Raw genomic sequence first — 16,409 nt, forward strand, 5'->3', positions numbered from 1 at the left:
GCCCCCGCCACCCCGTCCCCCAGCATCCGCATGACCGGCGTCCACGCGACGTGGCCCGCACCGTCGGCCGCGTGAGCACCCCCGGTGCGGGCGGGCGGCGACGGTGCCGCCAGCCGGGCGAGCTGCTCGGGCGTCCTGCACGCGAAGACGTCCCGAGAGGTGAACGTCCAACCGGCATGCCGCGCCCGCGACGCCAGCTGCATCGAGAGGATCGAATCCCCGCCCAGCTCGAAGAAACTGTCGTCTGCACCGACCCGCTCGAGACCGAGCGTCTCGGCGAACAGGGCGCACACCACCCGCTCGGCCTCCGTGGCCGGCTCCCGTCCCGCGGTCGCGGCGGCGAAGTCGGGATCGGGCAGGGCGCCCCGATCGATCTTCCCGTTCGCCGTCATCGGCAGTGCGTCCAGCGCGGTCACCACCGCGGGCACCATGTGCTGAGGCAACCGGGAGGCAAGCCTTTCGCGCACCGCCCCCGGGTCGACGTCGCCCGGTGAGACGTAGGCAAGGAGTCGGTCCGCGCGGACGGTCACCGCGGCCCCGGAGACCTGTGGGTGGTCGGACAGGGCAGACTCGATCTCGCCGGGTTCGATCCGGAATCCACGGACCTTGACCTGGTCATCGGCGCGCCCGGCGAACACCAAGTCACCCTGGCTCGTCCAGTACGCCAGATCCCCTGTCCGGTACATCCGCTCGCCGGGGGCGAACGGATCAGCCAGGAACCGCTCCGCCGTCAGCCCCGCGCGGCCCAGATAGCCGCGTGCCAGCCCGATTCCGGCCACGTACAGCTCACCCGCGATCCCCGGCGGCAACGGAAGCAGGAACGCGTCGAGCACATAACAACGGCCCCCCGGGATCGGCGTCCCGACCGGGACCACGTCCCGGCCCGGCGCCAACGGCGTGCTCATCGCCGCGCACACCGTGGCCTCGGCCGGGCCATAGGCGTCGATCAGCCGCCGTCCCCGGGACCAGCGGTCCACCAGGCTCGGCGGACAGGCCTCACCCGCCACCACCACCGTCTGCAGTGTGTCCGGCAAGGCGTCGGCCGTGCCCAGCACCGACGGCGGAACCGTCACGTGTGTGATCTGCCACCGTTCCAGCGCCTCGGCCAGCGTCACCTGGGGCGGCAGGTCCCGCGCCGGCGCCATGACCAGCGTCGCCCCCGACAGCAGGGCCATCAGCACCTCCGACACCATGGCGTCGAAGCCCAGCGCCGCGAACTGCAGGACCCGTGACGACGGCGACACACCGAACCGGTCGATCTGCGCCGCCGCCAGATTGCCGAGCCCCGCGTGGGAGACGACGACCCCCTTCGGAACGCCCGTCGAGCCCGACGTGTACATCACATACGCCGCGTCACCCGGACCCGTCTGCGGCAGCTCCGCCTGCGAGCCCTCCGCCAGATCGGCCTCGTCGACCACCACCAGCCGGTTGGTGAACTCCTTTGGCACCGCCGGCCGTGTCGTTCCCGCACACACCACCGCCACCGGATCGGCGTCGCCGAGCATCCACTTCACACGTTCGGCCGGATACGCCGGATCCACCGGGACGAACGCGCCGCCCGCCAAGGACACGCCCAGGATGGCGACCAGCCACCACGACGACCGCTCCACGACCACGCCCACCCGGCGTTCCGGCCCGACCCCGCGAGCCCGCAGCACGGCGGCCAGTCCCACCGCCCGGTCCCACAACTCCCCGAACGACAGCTCCCCCTCGCCGTCCACCACCGCCACGTCGTTGGGCCGTTGCGTCACCACCCGCCCGACCAAGGCGGGCAACGGCTGCCCCGCCACCAGCGCCGGGCCGGCGTCATGCGCACCGCCCGCGGCCACGGCGACCCGCCCCACCGGTGCGGACGGATCGGCGACCAGCGCGGCGAGCGCATCGACGAACCACCGCAGAGCCGACTCGGCAACGCTCTCCCGGATCTGCCCGCGCCAGTAGCTGAGCTGGATCCTAAAATGATCTCCCGGGATGATGCCGAGGGTCAGCGGATAGTGGGTCCCCTCGACCGTGCCCAGATACGTGAACCGGCCCGCGAAGTCGCGCGGATAGTTCTCGAACACCAGCAACGTGTCGAACGCCGCGCCGGAGCCGGCCGTCTTCTGGATCTCCGGCAGCCCCAGATGCTGATGCGGGATCAGGGCCGCCTGCCGGTGCTGCAACCCGGCGAGCATGTCCACAACCGGCTGCCCGCCCTCCAGCGGCACCCGGACCGGCACCGTGTTCATCATGAGGCCCGGCATCGACTCCACACCCGGGAGGACCGCGGGCCGGCAGGCGACCGTGGCGCCGAAGACCACATCGGTCCGCCGCAGAAGTCGCGCCAGGACCATCGCCCACGCACCCTGTACCACCGTGTTCAGCGTCAGCCCGTGGTCGCGGGCCAGCCGCGTCAGCCGGGTGTGCAGATCCGTCGACAGGTGGACGACGCGGTGGTCGTAGTCGGCCGCGGGGACCGCCGTCGCGACCAGCGCGGGCTCGTCCAGGCCGGACAGCTCCGCCCGCCAGGCCGCACGTGCCGCATCCTTGTCCTGCCGGTCCAGCCACGCCAGGTAATCCCGGTAGGAGGCCGAACCCGCCCGTTCGGGAAGCTGCCCGCCGGCCGTGTACGCCTCGGCCACCTCGTTGAGGATGACCGCCACCGACCAGCCGTCGATCAGGGTGTGGTGGATGACGACCAGCAGGCGGTGGCGGTCCTGCGCGATCCGCATCAGCACCAGCCGGGCCAGCGGAGCCTCGGCGAGATCGAACCGGTTCTCCTGTTCCCGTTCGACCAGGGCGTCGACGGCCGCCTCGGCATCGCCCGCACCCGTCAGATCCACCTCCCGCCACGGCAAGGTGACGTGCCGGTGGACGATCTGCACGGTCTTGCCCGACGGGAGTCGATAAAAGCTCGGCCGCAGCTGGGGGTGCCGGGCGAAAACCGCTTCCCACGTGGCCCGCAGCCGGGCCGCGTCCAGCGGTCCGTTCAGCTCCACGAGCCAGTGCACCTGGTAGATGTCGCGCCCCTGGCCGGCGCGGCCCCGACCGTCGGGGCCCTGGTCGTCGAGGGTCGACTGGAAGACCAGTCCCTCCTGGAGCGGTGCCAGCGGCCAGACCTCCTCCGCCTCCGGATGGGCGGTCGCCAACTCCGCCTCGTCCTGGGCGCTCAGAGCGATCAGCGGCCGGTCGACGGGACGGTCCGCCGGTACGGCACGCGCCACGGCCGCCAGCCGTGCGGGGGTCTGCTCCTTGAGGATCTGGGCCGGTGTGACCAGCAGCCCGGCTTTGAACGCACGTGCCGCCAGGCGCATCGCGACGATCGAATCTCCGCCCAGCTGGATCAGGCCGTCGTCGGCACCGACCCGCCCCAGGCCGAGCATCTCGGCGAACAGAGCGCACAGGACGCGCTCCGCCTCGGTCACGGGTTCGCGGCCGGCCGCGCTCGCCGCGAACGTGGGCGCGGGCAACGCCGCTCGGTCCACCTTGCCGTTGCCGGTCAGTGGCAGCGCGTCCATCACGATCACCGCGGCCGGAACCATGTACTGCGGCAGTACCGTCCCCAGGCGCTCACGGATGAGGGCGGGATCCGCGTCCCCGTCCGCCACCACGTAACCGATCGGGCGCCCGTCGACCGCCACGAGGACGGCGTCGTGTACGCCCGGCTGAGCCGTCAGCGCCGCCTCGATCTCGCCGGGCTCGATCCGGTACCCGCGGATCTTCACCTGGTGATCGACCCGGCCCGCGAACAGCAGCTCACCGTCCTCGGTCCACTGGGCGAGGTCCCCGGTCCGGTACATCCGCCCGCCCGTCGGCCGGCCGCCACCCTCCTCCTCGCAGGTGCTGTCGGGTGCGTACGGATCCGCCACGAACCGCTCCGCCGTCAGACCCGGCCGGTTCAGGTAGCCGTCCGCCAGACCGGCACCGCACAGGTACAGCTCACCGACCACACCCGGTCGAACGGGCCGCAGCGACGCGTCGAGCACCTGGGCCCGGCGGCCCGGAAGGGACCGTCCGATCGGCAGCGTCGGCCCCATCGCGTCACCCGGTTCGAGCACATGCCACGTCGCCCACACCGTCGCTTCGGTCGGGCCGTACAGGTGCCGGATCCGCGCCCGGGGGCAGGCTTCCCGCACCTTGTGCACCGCGTGCGCGGGCACCAGGTCGCCACCGGTCTGCACCTCACGGAGCCCTGCGAACGACTCCGGCGACTCCTCCGCCACCGCGCGGAAGTTCCCGGCGGTCAGATACGCCCTCGTCAACCCGGCCGCGATCAGTTCCCGCAGGCGCTGGGCATCCACCGGCCCCGGCCCGGCGATCATCACCCGGGCGCCCCAGGCCAGCGGCACCCAGATCTCGAACATGGAAGCGTCGAAGGCGTACGGCGCGTGCATGAGGACCGCGTCGTCGGGCTCCATCGCCCAGCCGGGAGCCTCCACCAGTTCCACCAGGCTCCGATGCGGGACGGCCACCCCCTTCGGGGTGCCCGTCGAGCCGGAGGTGTACATCACGTAGGCCTGGTCGCCCGGGCGCACCGTGACCGCCGGCGCCTCGCTCGTGGCCTCGTCCGTGACGGGGTCCGCCTCGAGGGGCTCGGCCGGTTCGATCGACTCGGTCCCGTCCGGCAGGCGGTCGCGCGCCGCGGCCGGGCACACCGTCAGGGACACCTCTGCGTCCGCCATCATGAACGCCACCCGCCGCGCCGGGCAGGCGGTGTCCACGGGCACGTACACCGCCCCCGCCTTCCATACCGCGAGCAGCGCGACCAGCAGGTCGGCGGAACGTTCCATCATGACCGCGACGCGGTCGCCGCGGCGGATGCCCCGACCAGCCAGGCGCCCGGCCAGCCGGCCCGCGAGCTGATCGAGTTGCCGGTAGGTCAGAACCCGGTCACCGTCGACGACGGCCACGGCATCGGGTGTCCGGTCCACGTGCGAGGCGAACAGCTGCAGCACCGTCGGTGTGGCTTGCGCTTGGGAATTCATCGTTCTCCTTCACGGACCACCTGGGGCACGGGCCGGAGTGCGTCGTTTGGTCCGAGCCCGGTCCCGAGTCCGGCGGGCTCGGCGCCGTTGTCGTGCGGCGTGGCGAACTGCGTGCGGTAGAGCTCGGCGTACAGGCCATCCGCGGCCAGCAGCTCCTCGTGCGTCCCGTGTTCGCGGACGTGTCCGTCGTCGATCACGAGAATCTGGTTGGCCTCACGGATCGTGGACAACCGGTGGGCGATCACCAGCGAGGTGCGGCTGCGCAGGGCGATCTCGAGTGCCCGCTGGACGGCGGCCTCCGACTCGGAGTCCAGGTGCGCGGTGGCTTCGTCCAGCACGACGATCGAGGGTGCCTTCAGCAGCAGCCGGGCGATGGCCAGCCGTTGCTTCTCCCCGCCCGACATGCGGTAGCCGCGATCGCCCGAGACGGTGTCGAGCCCGCTGGGGAGGGAGGCGATCAGGTCCCAGATCTGGGCCCCTTTGCACGCCTCGATCAGCTCGTCCTCGGTGGCGTTCGGGCGGGCGTAGAGAAGGTTCTCCCGGATCGTGTCGTGGAACAGGTAGGCGTCCTGGCTGACCACCCCTACCGCTTCGCGGAGCGAGTCGAAGGTGAGGTCGCGCAGGTCGTGTCCGCCGACGCGGACGGTCCCGGAGTTCGCGTCGTACAGCCGGGACACCAGGTGTGTGATGGTGCTCTTGCCCGCGCCGGAGGGGCCGACGAGCGCGGTGAGGGTTCCGGCCCGTACGTGGAAGCTCACGTCGCGCAGGACCTCCGGCGTCACTTCCCCGCGCTCGCGATCGGTCCGCAGATGTTCCAGGGACGCCAGTGAGACCTCGTCCGCGGTGGGATAGCGGAACGACACATGCTCGAACTCGATGTCCGGGGGCACGCCTTTCTCGAGTGCGACCGCATCGGGGCTCTCCTCGATCAACGGCTTCAGGTCGAGCAGTTCGAAGACCCGGGAGAAGCTCACCACGATGGACTGCGCGATCTGCTGCATCCCGGACAGCTGGGTGATCGGCCCGAACAGTCGCTGGAGCAGGGTGGCGAGGGCGATCAGCGTGCCGAGCTGGAACGTCCCGGCGAGCACGAGCCCGCCACCGACCCCGTAGACGACCGCTGTGGCGAGCGAGGCCATCAGCGTCATCATGACGAAGGCACCCCGGCCCCAGACGGAGAGGTTCACGCCGATCGTGCGGATCCTCCTGGCACGGTCCGCGAATTCGGCCATCTCCTCGTTCGGACGGCCGAAGAGCTTGGAGAGCATCGCCCCTTGGACGTTGAACCGCTCCTGGAGCCGTCCGCCGAGGCCGGCGTTCTCGTCCATCTGGCGTCGGGTGCGCCGCTGTATCTGCCGCCCCACGTACAGCCAGGGCACGATGAACAGCGGAACCAGCGCCAGCGTGATGACGCCGACGAGCCACGACAGGTAGAACAGCTCGGCCAGCACCACCAGGGCCATGACCGCACTGGTGGCCGCCATCAGCAAACCGGTGAACTGCTGCTGCACCATGACCAGTTCGGTGTGCAGCCGGCCGACCAGGACCCCCGTCTGGGTGCGGGTGAAGAACGCGAGCGGCTGGCGCCGGACGTGGTCGAGCGCCTGCACCCGGAGGTCGTGGGTGACGCCCTGCCCGATCCGCCCGGAGATGTAGGCGGACACCAGCGACAGCACCGCGCCCAGCACGGCGAGTCCCGCGGCCAGACATGCCGTCGACACCACGACCCCGCGGTCGTTCTTGACGATGCCGTTGTCGACGAGCTCCTTCAGCAGCAGAGGAACTGCGGCGACGGCGAGCGCCTCCAATACGGCGACGGCGATGAAGAGCGCCACCGTGCGGATGTGCGGGCGAAAGTAGGCGAGGACTCTGCGCACCGTCCCCGGGTGTATCGCGGTCTGCCAGGGATCGGGGTCGTCGTCACTCTTCTTCATGCCCTGGAAGCGCAACACCATCTCCACGCAGGTGCCCCTCTCATACAACGCACGAAGTCAGCGAAGCCCAATCGTGCTGAATCACGTCGATGTCCACGAGTGGGTCCAACTGAAGAACTCGGGCACTTGGACGCACTTGTGGTGCCGGTGCCGCACGACCGCCGCGGCGCGGGGCAGCCGGGCCCGGGCCCTCACTTCCTTGCGACGACGCAACTGGCCACTGGATAGCCCGGGTGGTATGTGCTCAGTTCCGGGGCGTCGAGTTCTTCGGCTGCGACCCCCATGAGCGACGCGACGACACTCAGCGGATTGCCGTACTGGTACACGGTCTGTTCGGACCAGGCGCCGAACATCTCCCGCAACGCTGCCGGGAGTGGTCGCCAGTAGTCCTCGGGCGCGCCGTGCAGCCGTTGGGCGCTGGGAACCATGCAGTACGCCCTTCCGCCCTCGCGCAGCCAGTGCCGCATGTTGTCGACCACCTGCCACGGGCGTGCGGTGTGCTCCAGGACGTTGAAGGCGATGACGGAGTCGAGGGAGTTTGCCGGGATGATTCCCGGATCCGCCGCGTCACCGACCAGAGAGACTCCCGGGGCCTCTGTGATGTCCAGGCCGCGGTATCCGGACGTCCGGGTGAAACCGTAGACGTCCTTGTTGCCGTCGTTTCCGCCGATCTCCACGGTGTCTCCTTGAACGAGATCGCGGATTTCGGCGATGAACTGGTTCAGGTAGTGACGGTCGATCGGGGTGCCCCGGGATATCCCGAAGTCCGGGCAGATCGGTGTCAGCCTGCGCAGCTGGCCCCAGTCGATCTCACCGACTGCCGGTACCAGGAGGCCGTGTTCCCGCAGTGTTGTGCAGAGTCCGCGGAAATTCGGGGGTTTGGGATCGTGGCTCAGGTTCCGCTGCATTCCCAGCGCCCGCAGCACCTGCCGGGTCGAACGGCTCTGTGCGGTCAGGTCCGCTGCCCGGACCATCTTCTGGTCGTCGCGCACGGTCAGTGAGCCACGCCGGGCGTGTACCGAGCAGGTGTCCCCGCTGTAGCTGAGGTCGTCGACGGCGGCTTGCGCGTCGGCTGCCAGCGGGGTGCTCCGCACCGCGGTGAACTGGGCTTCCGCCGCTGCGAGATCATGCTCGTGGAGCATGATGTCCAGGATGAGCAGCATGTCCAGGGAGAGTGGGAGGCCTTCCTCCCTGCCCGCTGCACCCACCTTGACGCGCATGCGGTCGGGGTGGGCGGACAGCGTCGCCGTGGAGGTGAACCGGCCGTTCTTCGACATGGTGCATCCGCTCCTCGTTGTTGTCCGACACCGTTTCTCCGGCGCTCACAACCGGCCGGACGCACGTGCAAGCCGGCGGTCTCCATCGTGCTGAGTCGGGTCGATGTCCACGAGTGGGTCCAACTGCAGACTTCCGGCACTTGGACGTGGGGACGTCAGCGTCTGCGCCCGAGGGTGGGGGTTGCCATGCCGGCGGTGAGCGTGGCGCCGTCGGCCGGATCTATCAGGATGAACGATCCGGTGCGGCGGGAAGCGGCGTAGTCGTCGACCGGCACCGGCTCCGCGGTGCGGAGCACCACTTCACCGATGTCATTGACCACGAGTCGCCCCGGGTCCGGCTGCTGGGACAGGTCCTCCAGGGTGAGGCGGGAGTCGATGGCCTTGATCTTGGCGGTGACCGTACGCGTGCCGTGGCGCAGCAGTACCCGGTCGCCGGCGGTGAGCGGTGTGTCCGCGAGGTGGCACACCGTGGCGGTGATCTCGTTGGTCAGCGGTGGCGGCTGGTCGGACGGGGCGATCACGTCGCCCCGGCAGGCGTCCAGGTCGTCCGTGAGGCGCATCGTGATCGACTGCGGGGCCCAGGCGGTCTCGGCGGGCTCGCCGAGGAGGTCGATCGCGGCGATCGTGGTGGTACGTCCCGAGGGCAGGACGGTGACCTGCTGCCCGACGTGGAAGAGGCCGGATGCGATCTTTCCGGCGTAGCCGCGGTAGTCGGGGTGCTCCGCGGTCTGCGGCCGGATGACGTACTGAACGGGGAAGCGGGCCACTCGACGGCGCGGGTCGTGGTCGATGTGCACGGACTCCAGGTGCTCCAGCACGGTGGGGCCGGCGAACCAGCTCATCCGGGCGCTGGGCTCGACGACGTTGTCGCCGTGGAGTGCGCAGACGGGGATCGCCGTCACCGCGGGTACCCCCAGGCGGGTGGCGCAGTCGACGAAGTCGGCGACGACCGCGGCGAAGACACCCTCGTCGTAGGCGACGAGGTCCATTTTGTTGACGGCGAGGACCACGTGCGGGACGCGCAGCAGGCCGGCGATGGCGGCGTGCCGGCGGGTCTGCTCCACTACGCCTGCACGGGCGTCGATCAGGATGATCGCGAGTTCGGCCGTGGAGGCGCCGGTGACCATGTTGCGGGTGTACTGCACGTGGCCGGGGGTGTCGGCGAGGATGAAGCGCCGGGCAGCGGTGGCGAAGTAGCGGTAGGCGACATCGATGGTGATGCCCTGTTCGCGCTCGGCGCGCAGGCCGTCCGTGAGCAGCGCAAGGTCCAGGCCCGGTCTTCCGCGGCTCCTGGAGGCGCGCTCGATCGTCTGGAGCTGGTCGGCGAGGACCGACTTGGAATCGTGCAGCAGCCGGCCGACCAGCGTGGACTTGCCGTCGTCCACGCTTCCGGCGGTGGCCAGGCGCAGAAGTGAGATGCCGTTCATGGTCAGAAGTAGCCTTCGCGCTTGCGGTCTTCCATCGCTGTCTCCGAGAGGCGGTCGTCGGCGCGGGTGGCTCCGCGCTCGGTCAGCCGGGAGGCGGCGATCTCGGTCACGATCTTCTCGACGGTGTCGGCACGGGAGTCGACGGCACCGGTGCAGGACATGTCGCCGACGGTGCGGTAGCGGACGAGGCGGGTCTCGGTGGTCTCGCCGTGGCGCGGGCCGCCCCAGTCGCCGGCGGCCAGCCACATCCCGTCGCGGCGGAACACCTCACGCTTGTGCGCGTAGTAGAGCGACGGGAGCTGGATGTTCTCACGGGCGATGTACTGCCAGATGTCCAGCTCGGTGAAGTTGGACAGCGGGAAGACGCGGACGTGCTCGCCGGGGGCGTGCCGCCCGTTGTACAGGTGCCACAGCTCCGGGCGCTGCCGGCGCGGGTCCCAGCCGCCGAACTCGTCACGCAGGCTGAACACCCGCTCCTTGGCGCGGGCCTTCTCCTCGTCGCGTCGCCCGCCGCCGAGGACGGCGTCGAACCGCGCGGTCTCGATGGCGTGCAGCAGGGGCACCGTCTGCAGCGGGTTGCGGGTGCCGTCCGGGCGCTCGCGCAGTCTGCCGCTGTCGATGAACTGCTGCACCGATGCCACGTCCAGGCGCAGGTTGTGTTCCGCGACCACCCGGTCGCGGTACTTCAGCACCTCCGGGAAGTTGTGCCCGGTGTCGACGTGCAGGAGCGTGAAGGGCAGCGGGGCGGGGGCCAGAGCCTTCAGCGCCAGGTGCAGCATGACGATGGAGTCCTTGCCGCCGGAGAACAGCATCACCGGCCGTTCGAACTCCCCGGCCACCTCGCGCAATACGTGGACCGTCTCGGACTCCAGGACATCGAGGTGTTCGAGGTCGAAGTCGTCGCTCATGCCAGCCCCCGTTCCGCCGGGTCCGCGTGGACCGCGCCCGCAGATGCGGTGAGCGGACCTGCGCGGGTGTCCAGGCGTGCTGCGGGCGTGCCGGGCGTCGGGTACGGGTCGTCGACGCCGGTCGGGTCCGTCGGCCGTCCCGGCGCCTGCCGGGTGTACGGGCCCCTGGCGTCCCCGGCCGTGACCGAGGTGGGGCCCGCACCGGGCAGGCCGGTCAGCCCTACGGTGGCACCGCGGTCGAGCGTGGCGGTGCGAGTTCCTGGTGGGGTGTCGGACATGAGGGCTCCCAGAAACGGCACGGTCATACGGGCGCCCGGCGATCGGACATGCCTCCCGGGGGGGCCGGCGAACAGCGCCTCCCATTGCGGCAGTGCGGTTCCGGGCGGGTACGCCGTGCGGGCGGTCCGGCGGGTACGCCGGACGGGCTGTCTGCGGTGCGGTGGCCCGATCGGCGCGCAGCTCTCGTCGGTCATCGGCCGGCGTGGAGCGGCGTCGCGCGCTGTTGGGCAGGCCGTTCTCGTCCTCGGTGCGGAGATGGGCCGGCCCGGCCGTCGAGGGCGACGCCCGCTAGGGCAGTCGCCCTCGCCTCGGTCACCATGGCCGGCCGGCCCTCGAAGCGTGATCAGATCATATACAGCGACGTCTCCTTGAGCCTCTCGTCCAAGCGCGGGGCGACGGCGTCGCTTTCCGCGCGGGTGGATCCGGGGATGTCCGCCGCCGGGCCTGCTGTTCCGAGCCGGTGCCTGTCGCCGGTATATCGCCGGCATATCGAAAACCGGATACGGGCCGACAACATCACGCCCCTTCAAATGGAGGCATGAATGAACCCCACGTCGTCCCGCTTCGGCCCCGTGACCGGCTGTTCGCCGTACTCGCCATGGCGCTCGCCGTTCTCCGGCTCCCTGTTGCGCTGGTCCGCGATCCCGGGCGCGCCCGCGAAGCGGCCTGCGATTGGGCGTTGGGGATCCGATTTCCCGCCGAGGATCTCACCGGGCTCACCGAGGGTGCCAGGGCGGCGTTCACCGCTGCACGCGCTGAGGCGCTGTGGCGTCATGGGCAGCTCATCGGCCTCACGTCGGGATACCGCGATCCCCTCGTCCAGCAACGGCTGTTCGACGACGAGGTGCGCCGCGTCGGCTCACCGGCCGCGGCCCGGATGCTCGTACTGCCCCCGGCGGAATCCAGGCACGTCAGGGGCACCGCCCTGGATGTGCGCCCGTACGAGGGCGCGCGTTGGCTGGAGGAGCACGGCGCCCGCCACGGCCTCTACCGCATCTACGACAATGAGTGGTGGCACTTCGAGTACCGCCCCGACGCCGGCCGGCCGTCCACGGCCCGGGAAGTCCGCGGTGTGCTGCAGGCTCGGTGAGGGGCGCGCCTGCCGGCGGCGGTCATTCCGCGGCCAGAGTGGTCACCCAGTTCTCCAGGCGATCCGCGAACCCGCTCCAGACCCGGGCGTGCTCTCTGGCCAACTCGGCGATCACGCCGTACAAATGCGGCGGGATGCGCTGCAGGATTCTTTCCCACTCCTGCCCGTCGAGGGAGTGCATGGCGAGCATGCGCAGCAGAATCCGGCCGGTCTCGCTCAGCCGCAACGCCGGGTCGGCCTTGAGGCGCTCCAGCATCACGAGACGGTCTCTGTCCACGGTGCGGCCGAAGGCCGGTTCCGTGCGATGCAGGGGATGCGGCTCGGACCGTAACCTCAGGCTCCCGTCCGGGACCGGGCTCTCACCCCGTTCCAGCCGGCCTCGCACATCCCGGACCGTCTCCGGGGAGATGCCGACCTTCTTGGCGACCTGCCGCAGTGAGAGGCCCGGATTGCTGCGGATGAGCTCGGCAGCGTGCCTCCTGCGTCCCGAACCGTCGGCCGGACGGATGCGCCCGTCCCTGCCGACCCTTGCCTCGGTTCCGCTGTCTCCGCCGCGCCTGCGCAGGTCGGCCACCGTGCCGGCCGAGATGCCGGTCGCCGCGGCGACCCGCCGATCGGACCAGTGCGGATGCGTCCCGATGATGTGCACGGCAGCACGCTTGCGATCGGCGAGCGAGAGCGGCAGACCATGCCGTATGTTCGCCTCGACCGCCAGGACGAAAGCGTCCGCTTCGGTGCCGTCGACGAGCCTCGCCACGATTTTCGTATCGCCTCTGAGCCGCGCCACCTTCAAGCGGTGCAGGCCGTCGACCACCTGCATCGTGGGCCGGTGAACGAGAATGGGCGGTAGCTCTCCCTGTGTCGACAAGAGTGTCTCGACGTGCTCCGGGTCCTCGCCCGACGTGCGCGGCGAGGACACGGAGGAGAGTTGGGACAGGTCGATTTCGGCGACAGGGAGAGCGACCATGTCGACGTGCGTCGTATCCACCTGAACTCTCCCTTTCGAAGATCTTCTTCGTCGACGTTGCGGTGCGGTACAGGACTCATCGTTGCCACTGCTTACCCGATCGGTGTCTATGGCACGGAGGAGGTGCAAAGGGAGCCGTATACGCAAATGATCACTGTCCGGATATTCACGTCCACTCTCCGGCTGCCGCCGGTCGTAGCGATGCGTCATCAGGCGCTTCTGCCGCCCTCAGGCAGTCGACAAGAAGGCCGCACTGCTCAAAGCCCGGGCCGAAGGCGCCGGGCTCGCATGAGTCGGGGTCCCGTGATGTTGTGGCCAACTCACTTCCGGTGCCCCAGTGGATCGCTTGCGACATTACAGTCCCGTGTGACAGGGGTCAACGGAGATGTATGTGTCAACACCACGGACTCTTACGTGAGTTGATGAGGGTGGGGTGGTGTGCCCGACTGCCGGTCAGTCAGGCTGCCGGGGCGGACGGTGAGGGTCCTGGGACCGCAGCGCCGGGCGCAGGAGGAGGGAGGCGCCGGCGGTGCGCTCCCGGGCCGCCCGTCCCGCCCGGATCACAGCGCGTACGTCGAGCAGAGTGCTCAGGTCCCGCAGGGGGTTGCCGGGCACCGCGACGAGGTCGGCGTCGTGGCCGGCGGCGATTGTGCCCGGCCTCACCAACGCTGTGGCTTGCGGGGACCGGCACCGGCATCGGAACAACAGACCAGCCGCGCAGCACGGACCGCCCCATTCTTCCGGCACCGGCTGCTGCTGTCCGCCACCAGCGGCCGCTAACCGCGGCGGCCGTTCACCGATGCCGCGACAATCGGTGAGTGCTCGAAGGCTTGTGCGATCTGGGACAGCCAGACGGCCTCGCTGACCAGATCGTCGCCGCCATACAGTTCGGACGGAGCAGGACTGCCCTGCCCGGCGCTCTCGGCCGCAAGGGGGCTTTTGTTCATCTTGGCTCTGAGCGCCTCCTTCAGCTGGGCCGCTTCGACCACCGCTCGAAGGTCGTTGCCGGCCAGTCCGGCCTCCCCGCCCAGTTTTGCTGTCCGCGCTGCCGTTTCAGGATTCATGTAGGGGCGCAGCGCGATCTGTCCGTCACGGATCTCGATGGCCCGGCGGTACAAACGGTAGTTCAGGTTCGCTGAGATCGAAGCCGGAGAATGCAGCACGATCTCGGGAAGTTCTTGATGCATGGCACGCCACAGGGGGGAAAGGCTGCGGTAGGTGCGGTAACTGTTCCACCACATGCGCTGGGTCGACAGACGGGGCCCCCAGGACGGCATGGTGAGGCCACCGACGATGAGCGGGATGCCGATCCCTGCGCCCAGCACCGTCACCCACTCCCATTCCAGTGGGTGGAGGTCGAGGTGTACGCTGACTATGGCCGACGTTCGGTTGATGAAATTGACCGAATAGATTGCCGCGCCTACCGCGGTCAGGCGCAGACCGCGCCGCAGCCATGGCTCTCCCGCGACTTCGGCGTATTTCCAGCACAGGCGGGCGATCTCGACGAGTGCCACCAGCAGGAAGCCCACGTAGATGAGCGAATAGGCGGCGACCACGGGCCGGTGGACGTTCTGCAGGAGATAGTGTGTCGAGCGTGCCTCCGACCCGGACGAGGCCGTGATCCACAGCACCAGCATGGCCAGCATCATGATCACGGTGGTACCGATGCGCCATCGGGCCTTCGGCCACGCCTGTTCGGGCGGGTGCGCCCAGAACAGGAGAACGACGAGTACTACGGCGCTGAAGGCCACGCCCCCGAATACGTGTATGGCCAGCGCTGTGACGTCGGATATGCCCAGCTGCTCGTCGACGGCCAGGGACACCGCGGGGGTGGCGAGCGCGAAGGCCAGTCCCTTCAGGAAGAGAGCGGTCAGCAGCGCGAACAGCCCTGGTTCACGTCGGCCCGGCCTCAGGAAGTGACACTTGTACAGGAACGCTGCGCAGCACAAGGCGGCGAGTAAAGGGTATAAGACACTCTTGGCTCCGGTCACAGAAACTCCGTAGGCAGGTGGGGCGGCGACCGGGTCGCCTTCAGTCCACTAACAGGCGTTGCACCCTACGTACGGCCTCGTCGGCCTCTGGCTCGGACCGTTCTGGTCCTGACGGCGACCGGTCGACACCCTGGAGAATCAGCGAGGCAATCATTTCCGCCTCTTTTTCTTCCGGGGTGTTGTAGTAGGTGCGCTGCAGCACTCGTTCGATCATGTTCGGGCTCAAGGTGGGCATGAGCAGGCGCGAGATGTCGTTGTTCACATCAGTGAGGCGGACATGGCCGCACAGAAGATGGCCGAGCTCATGGACGATGATGTGCTCCTGATGGAGCGGACTGGCGTGTTTCTCATAGAAGATGTAGTCGGTGCCGGCCGTGGACACGAACAGTCCGCAGGCACTGCCCGCCGGCATCGCGATCGCCACCAGCTGAATGGGACGGCCCCGCCGCTGTGCAACGCTCTGGATCAGCGTGTGCACGTCGAACGGGCGCTGTATGTCCAGGTCGCGGATGAGAGCCTTGCACCGCCGCCGTAAGCCGCGCAGCTTCACGCTCCCACTCCGTTCCCCTCGTCGGGCGCCGCGCCCCCGGGTGAGGACGGCGACGTGCCGTCCGGGCGGCCTCGTTCGGCCGGGCGGTGATCCGGCGCGTTCTGCTGCAGACCCTCCAGTTCACGGACGCGTTCGATCACCTCGCCGATCGAGTGCAGGCTCTTGGACGACAGGCCGGCCGCTCTCAGTGCGACGTTCTGCACGCCCGCCCCCTTGAGCGCGACGAGCAGCCCCAGGTCCGCGTCGACGTCCGCCGCCACCTGGTCGTCGAAGAAGTACGCCGCGGGCACGCCGAAGAAGTTCGCGATGGCCTGCAGATGCCGGATGGTGGGGTTGTCGCGCTGGCCTTTGCGCAGCAGCCAGACATAGCTGCCGGAGATCGGCACTCCGCTCGCCGTGATGGCCTGGGCCACTTCCTCCGTGCCGTAGGGCTCACGTCCGGGTGGGACGACCGTCCGGAACAGGTGCTCCAGTTTGTCGGCCAGCGTGCGTCTCGCCGGACCGCGCTCGCCGTCCATGGCCGTCTCCGTTCTGGCGTTCAAGCTACGCTCTGGTACAGCGGACGACCGCAGCAGCTGTGAACGCAGTTGACAGCCGTCACACGCCAACTGTGGTGTATCGCACGCCTGGTCTGCAACTAGCGTAAGCGCAATGGCCGTTGAGGTCCATCGTGAGTCGGACGCGTCCGGGTGGCGCGGCGGCACGCGGGCGTCGGCAACGAGGACGAGTGGTTGCCGTGCCGGCGGCGTGCTACGTGAGTGCGGCGGCGATTTCGTCGAGGCGGGCGCCGCGGGAGGCTTTGACGAGGACGACGTCGCCGGTGGTGAGGTGGCTGCGCAGCCAGGCGAGGGCTGCGTTGTTGTCGGCGGGGGTCACCGTTCGGCCTCCCGCGCCCTCGGCGATGGGGCGGGCCCCCTCGCCGACCGCGACGACCACGTCGGCCCGGGCGGCGGCGTAGGCGCCGACGGCACGGTGCTCGGCCTCGCTGTCGGCGCCGAGTTCGAGCATGGTGCCGAGGACGG

General features: G+C 69.6%; 13 protein-coding genes. 1 reads left to right on the forward strand and 12 read right to left on the reverse strand.

Annotated features, from left to right (window positions below):
• The 6 genes from DMH12_RS29120 to DMH12_RS29145 all read right to left on the reverse strand — a co-directional run.
• The coding region (locus DMH12_RS29120; RefSeq protein WP_125494419.1) for a non-ribosomal peptide synthetase at nucleotides 1-4,964 on the reverse strand (4,964 nt) is incomplete at its 3' end.
• Nucleotides 4,961-6,919: an ABC transporter ATP-binding protein gene (locus tag DMH12_RS29125; RefSeq protein WP_260474383.1), complete on the reverse strand. Its 1,959-nt coding sequence runs from the start codon at nucleotides 6,917-6,919 to the stop codon at nucleotides 4,961-4,963. The genes DMH12_RS29120 and DMH12_RS29125, both read right to left, overlap by 4 nt.
• Before the next feature lie 170 nt (nucleotides 6,920-7,089).
• Nucleotides 7,090-8,175, reverse strand: a complete 1,086-nt coding sequence (locus DMH12_RS29130; protein WP_125494421.1) for a methyltransferase domain-containing protein — start codon at nucleotides 8,173-8,175, stop codon at nucleotides 7,090-7,092.
• Nucleotides 8,176-8,330: 155 nt separating this feature from the next.
• The gene (locus DMH12_RS29135) at nucleotides 8,331-9,602 is read right to left on the reverse strand and encodes a sulfate adenylyltransferase subunit 1 (protein WP_125494422.1); all 1,272 of its coding nucleotides are present in this window, start codon (nucleotides 9,600-9,602) and stop codon (nucleotides 8,331-8,333) included.
• 2 nt (nucleotides 9,603-9,604) lie between these two features.
• On the reverse strand, nucleotides 9,605-10,510 hold the full coding sequence (gene cysD, locus DMH12_RS29140; protein ID WP_125494423.1) for a sulfate adenylyltransferase subunit CysD: 906 nt from the start codon (nucleotides 10,508-10,510) through the stop codon (nucleotides 9,605-9,607).
• On the reverse strand, nucleotides 10,507-10,788 hold the full coding sequence (locus DMH12_RS29145) for a hypothetical protein (protein WP_125494424.1): 282 nt from the start codon (nucleotides 10,786-10,788) through the stop codon (nucleotides 10,507-10,509). Before DMH12_RS29145 ends, cysD begins: the two co-directional genes overlap by 4 nt.
• A 539-nt stretch (nucleotides 10,789-11,327) precedes the next feature.
• Here DMH12_RS29145 and vanY-N point away from each other — a divergent pair.
• The gene (gene vanY-N / locus DMH12_RS29150) at nucleotides 11,328-11,879 is read left to right on the forward strand and encodes a D,D-peptidase/D,D-carboxypeptidase VanY-N (protein ID WP_125494425.1); all 552 of its coding nucleotides are present in this window, start codon (nucleotides 11,328-11,330) and stop codon (nucleotides 11,877-11,879) included.
• A gap of 22 nt (nucleotides 11,880-11,901) precedes the next feature.
• On the opposite strand, the gene DMH12_RS29155 is transcribed toward vanY-N, so the two are convergent.
• The 6 genes from DMH12_RS29155 to DMH12_RS29180 all read right to left on the reverse strand — a co-directional run.
• Nucleotides 11,902-12,867 (reverse strand): winged helix-turn-helix transcriptional regulator, encoded by a 966-nt coding sequence (locus DMH12_RS29155; protein WP_260474381.1) that lies wholly within the window; start codon nucleotides 12,865-12,867, stop codon nucleotides 11,902-11,904.
• Nucleotides 12,868-13,299: 432 nt separating this feature from the next.
• On the reverse strand, nucleotides 13,300-13,509 hold the full coding sequence (locus DMH12_RS39230) for a hypothetical protein (RefSeq protein ID WP_185832611.1): 210 nt from the start codon (nucleotides 13,507-13,509) through the stop codon (nucleotides 13,300-13,302).
• Nucleotides 13,510-13,622: 113 nt separating this feature from the next.
• Nucleotides 13,623-14,837 (reverse strand): MAB_1171c family putative transporter, encoded by a 1,215-nt coding sequence (locus DMH12_RS29165; RefSeq protein WP_185832612.1) that lies wholly within the window; start codon nucleotides 14,835-14,837, stop codon nucleotides 13,623-13,625.
• Between the two features lie 40 nt (nucleotides 14,838-14,877).
• Nucleotides 14,878-15,387 (reverse strand): ImmA/IrrE family metallo-endopeptidase, encoded by a 510-nt coding sequence (locus DMH12_RS29170; RefSeq protein WP_125494426.1) that lies wholly within the window; start codon nucleotides 15,385-15,387, stop codon nucleotides 14,878-14,880.
• Nucleotides 15,384-15,929 (reverse strand): helix-turn-helix domain-containing protein, encoded by a 546-nt coding sequence (locus DMH12_RS29175; protein ID WP_260474382.1) that lies wholly within the window; start codon nucleotides 15,927-15,929, stop codon nucleotides 15,384-15,386. Before DMH12_RS29175 ends, DMH12_RS29170 begins: the two co-directional genes overlap by 4 nt.
• Nucleotides 15,930-16,137: 208 nt before the next feature.
• A partial coding sequence (locus DMH12_RS29180) for a glutamate ligase domain-containing protein (protein WP_399189187.1) occupies nucleotides 16,138-16,409 on the reverse strand: 272 nt, incomplete at its 5' end.

The sequence above is a fragment of the Streptomyces sp. WAC 04229 genome (assembly GCF_003947455.1).
Lineage (GTDB): Bacteria > Actinomycetota > Actinomycetes > Streptomycetales > Streptomycetaceae > Streptomyces.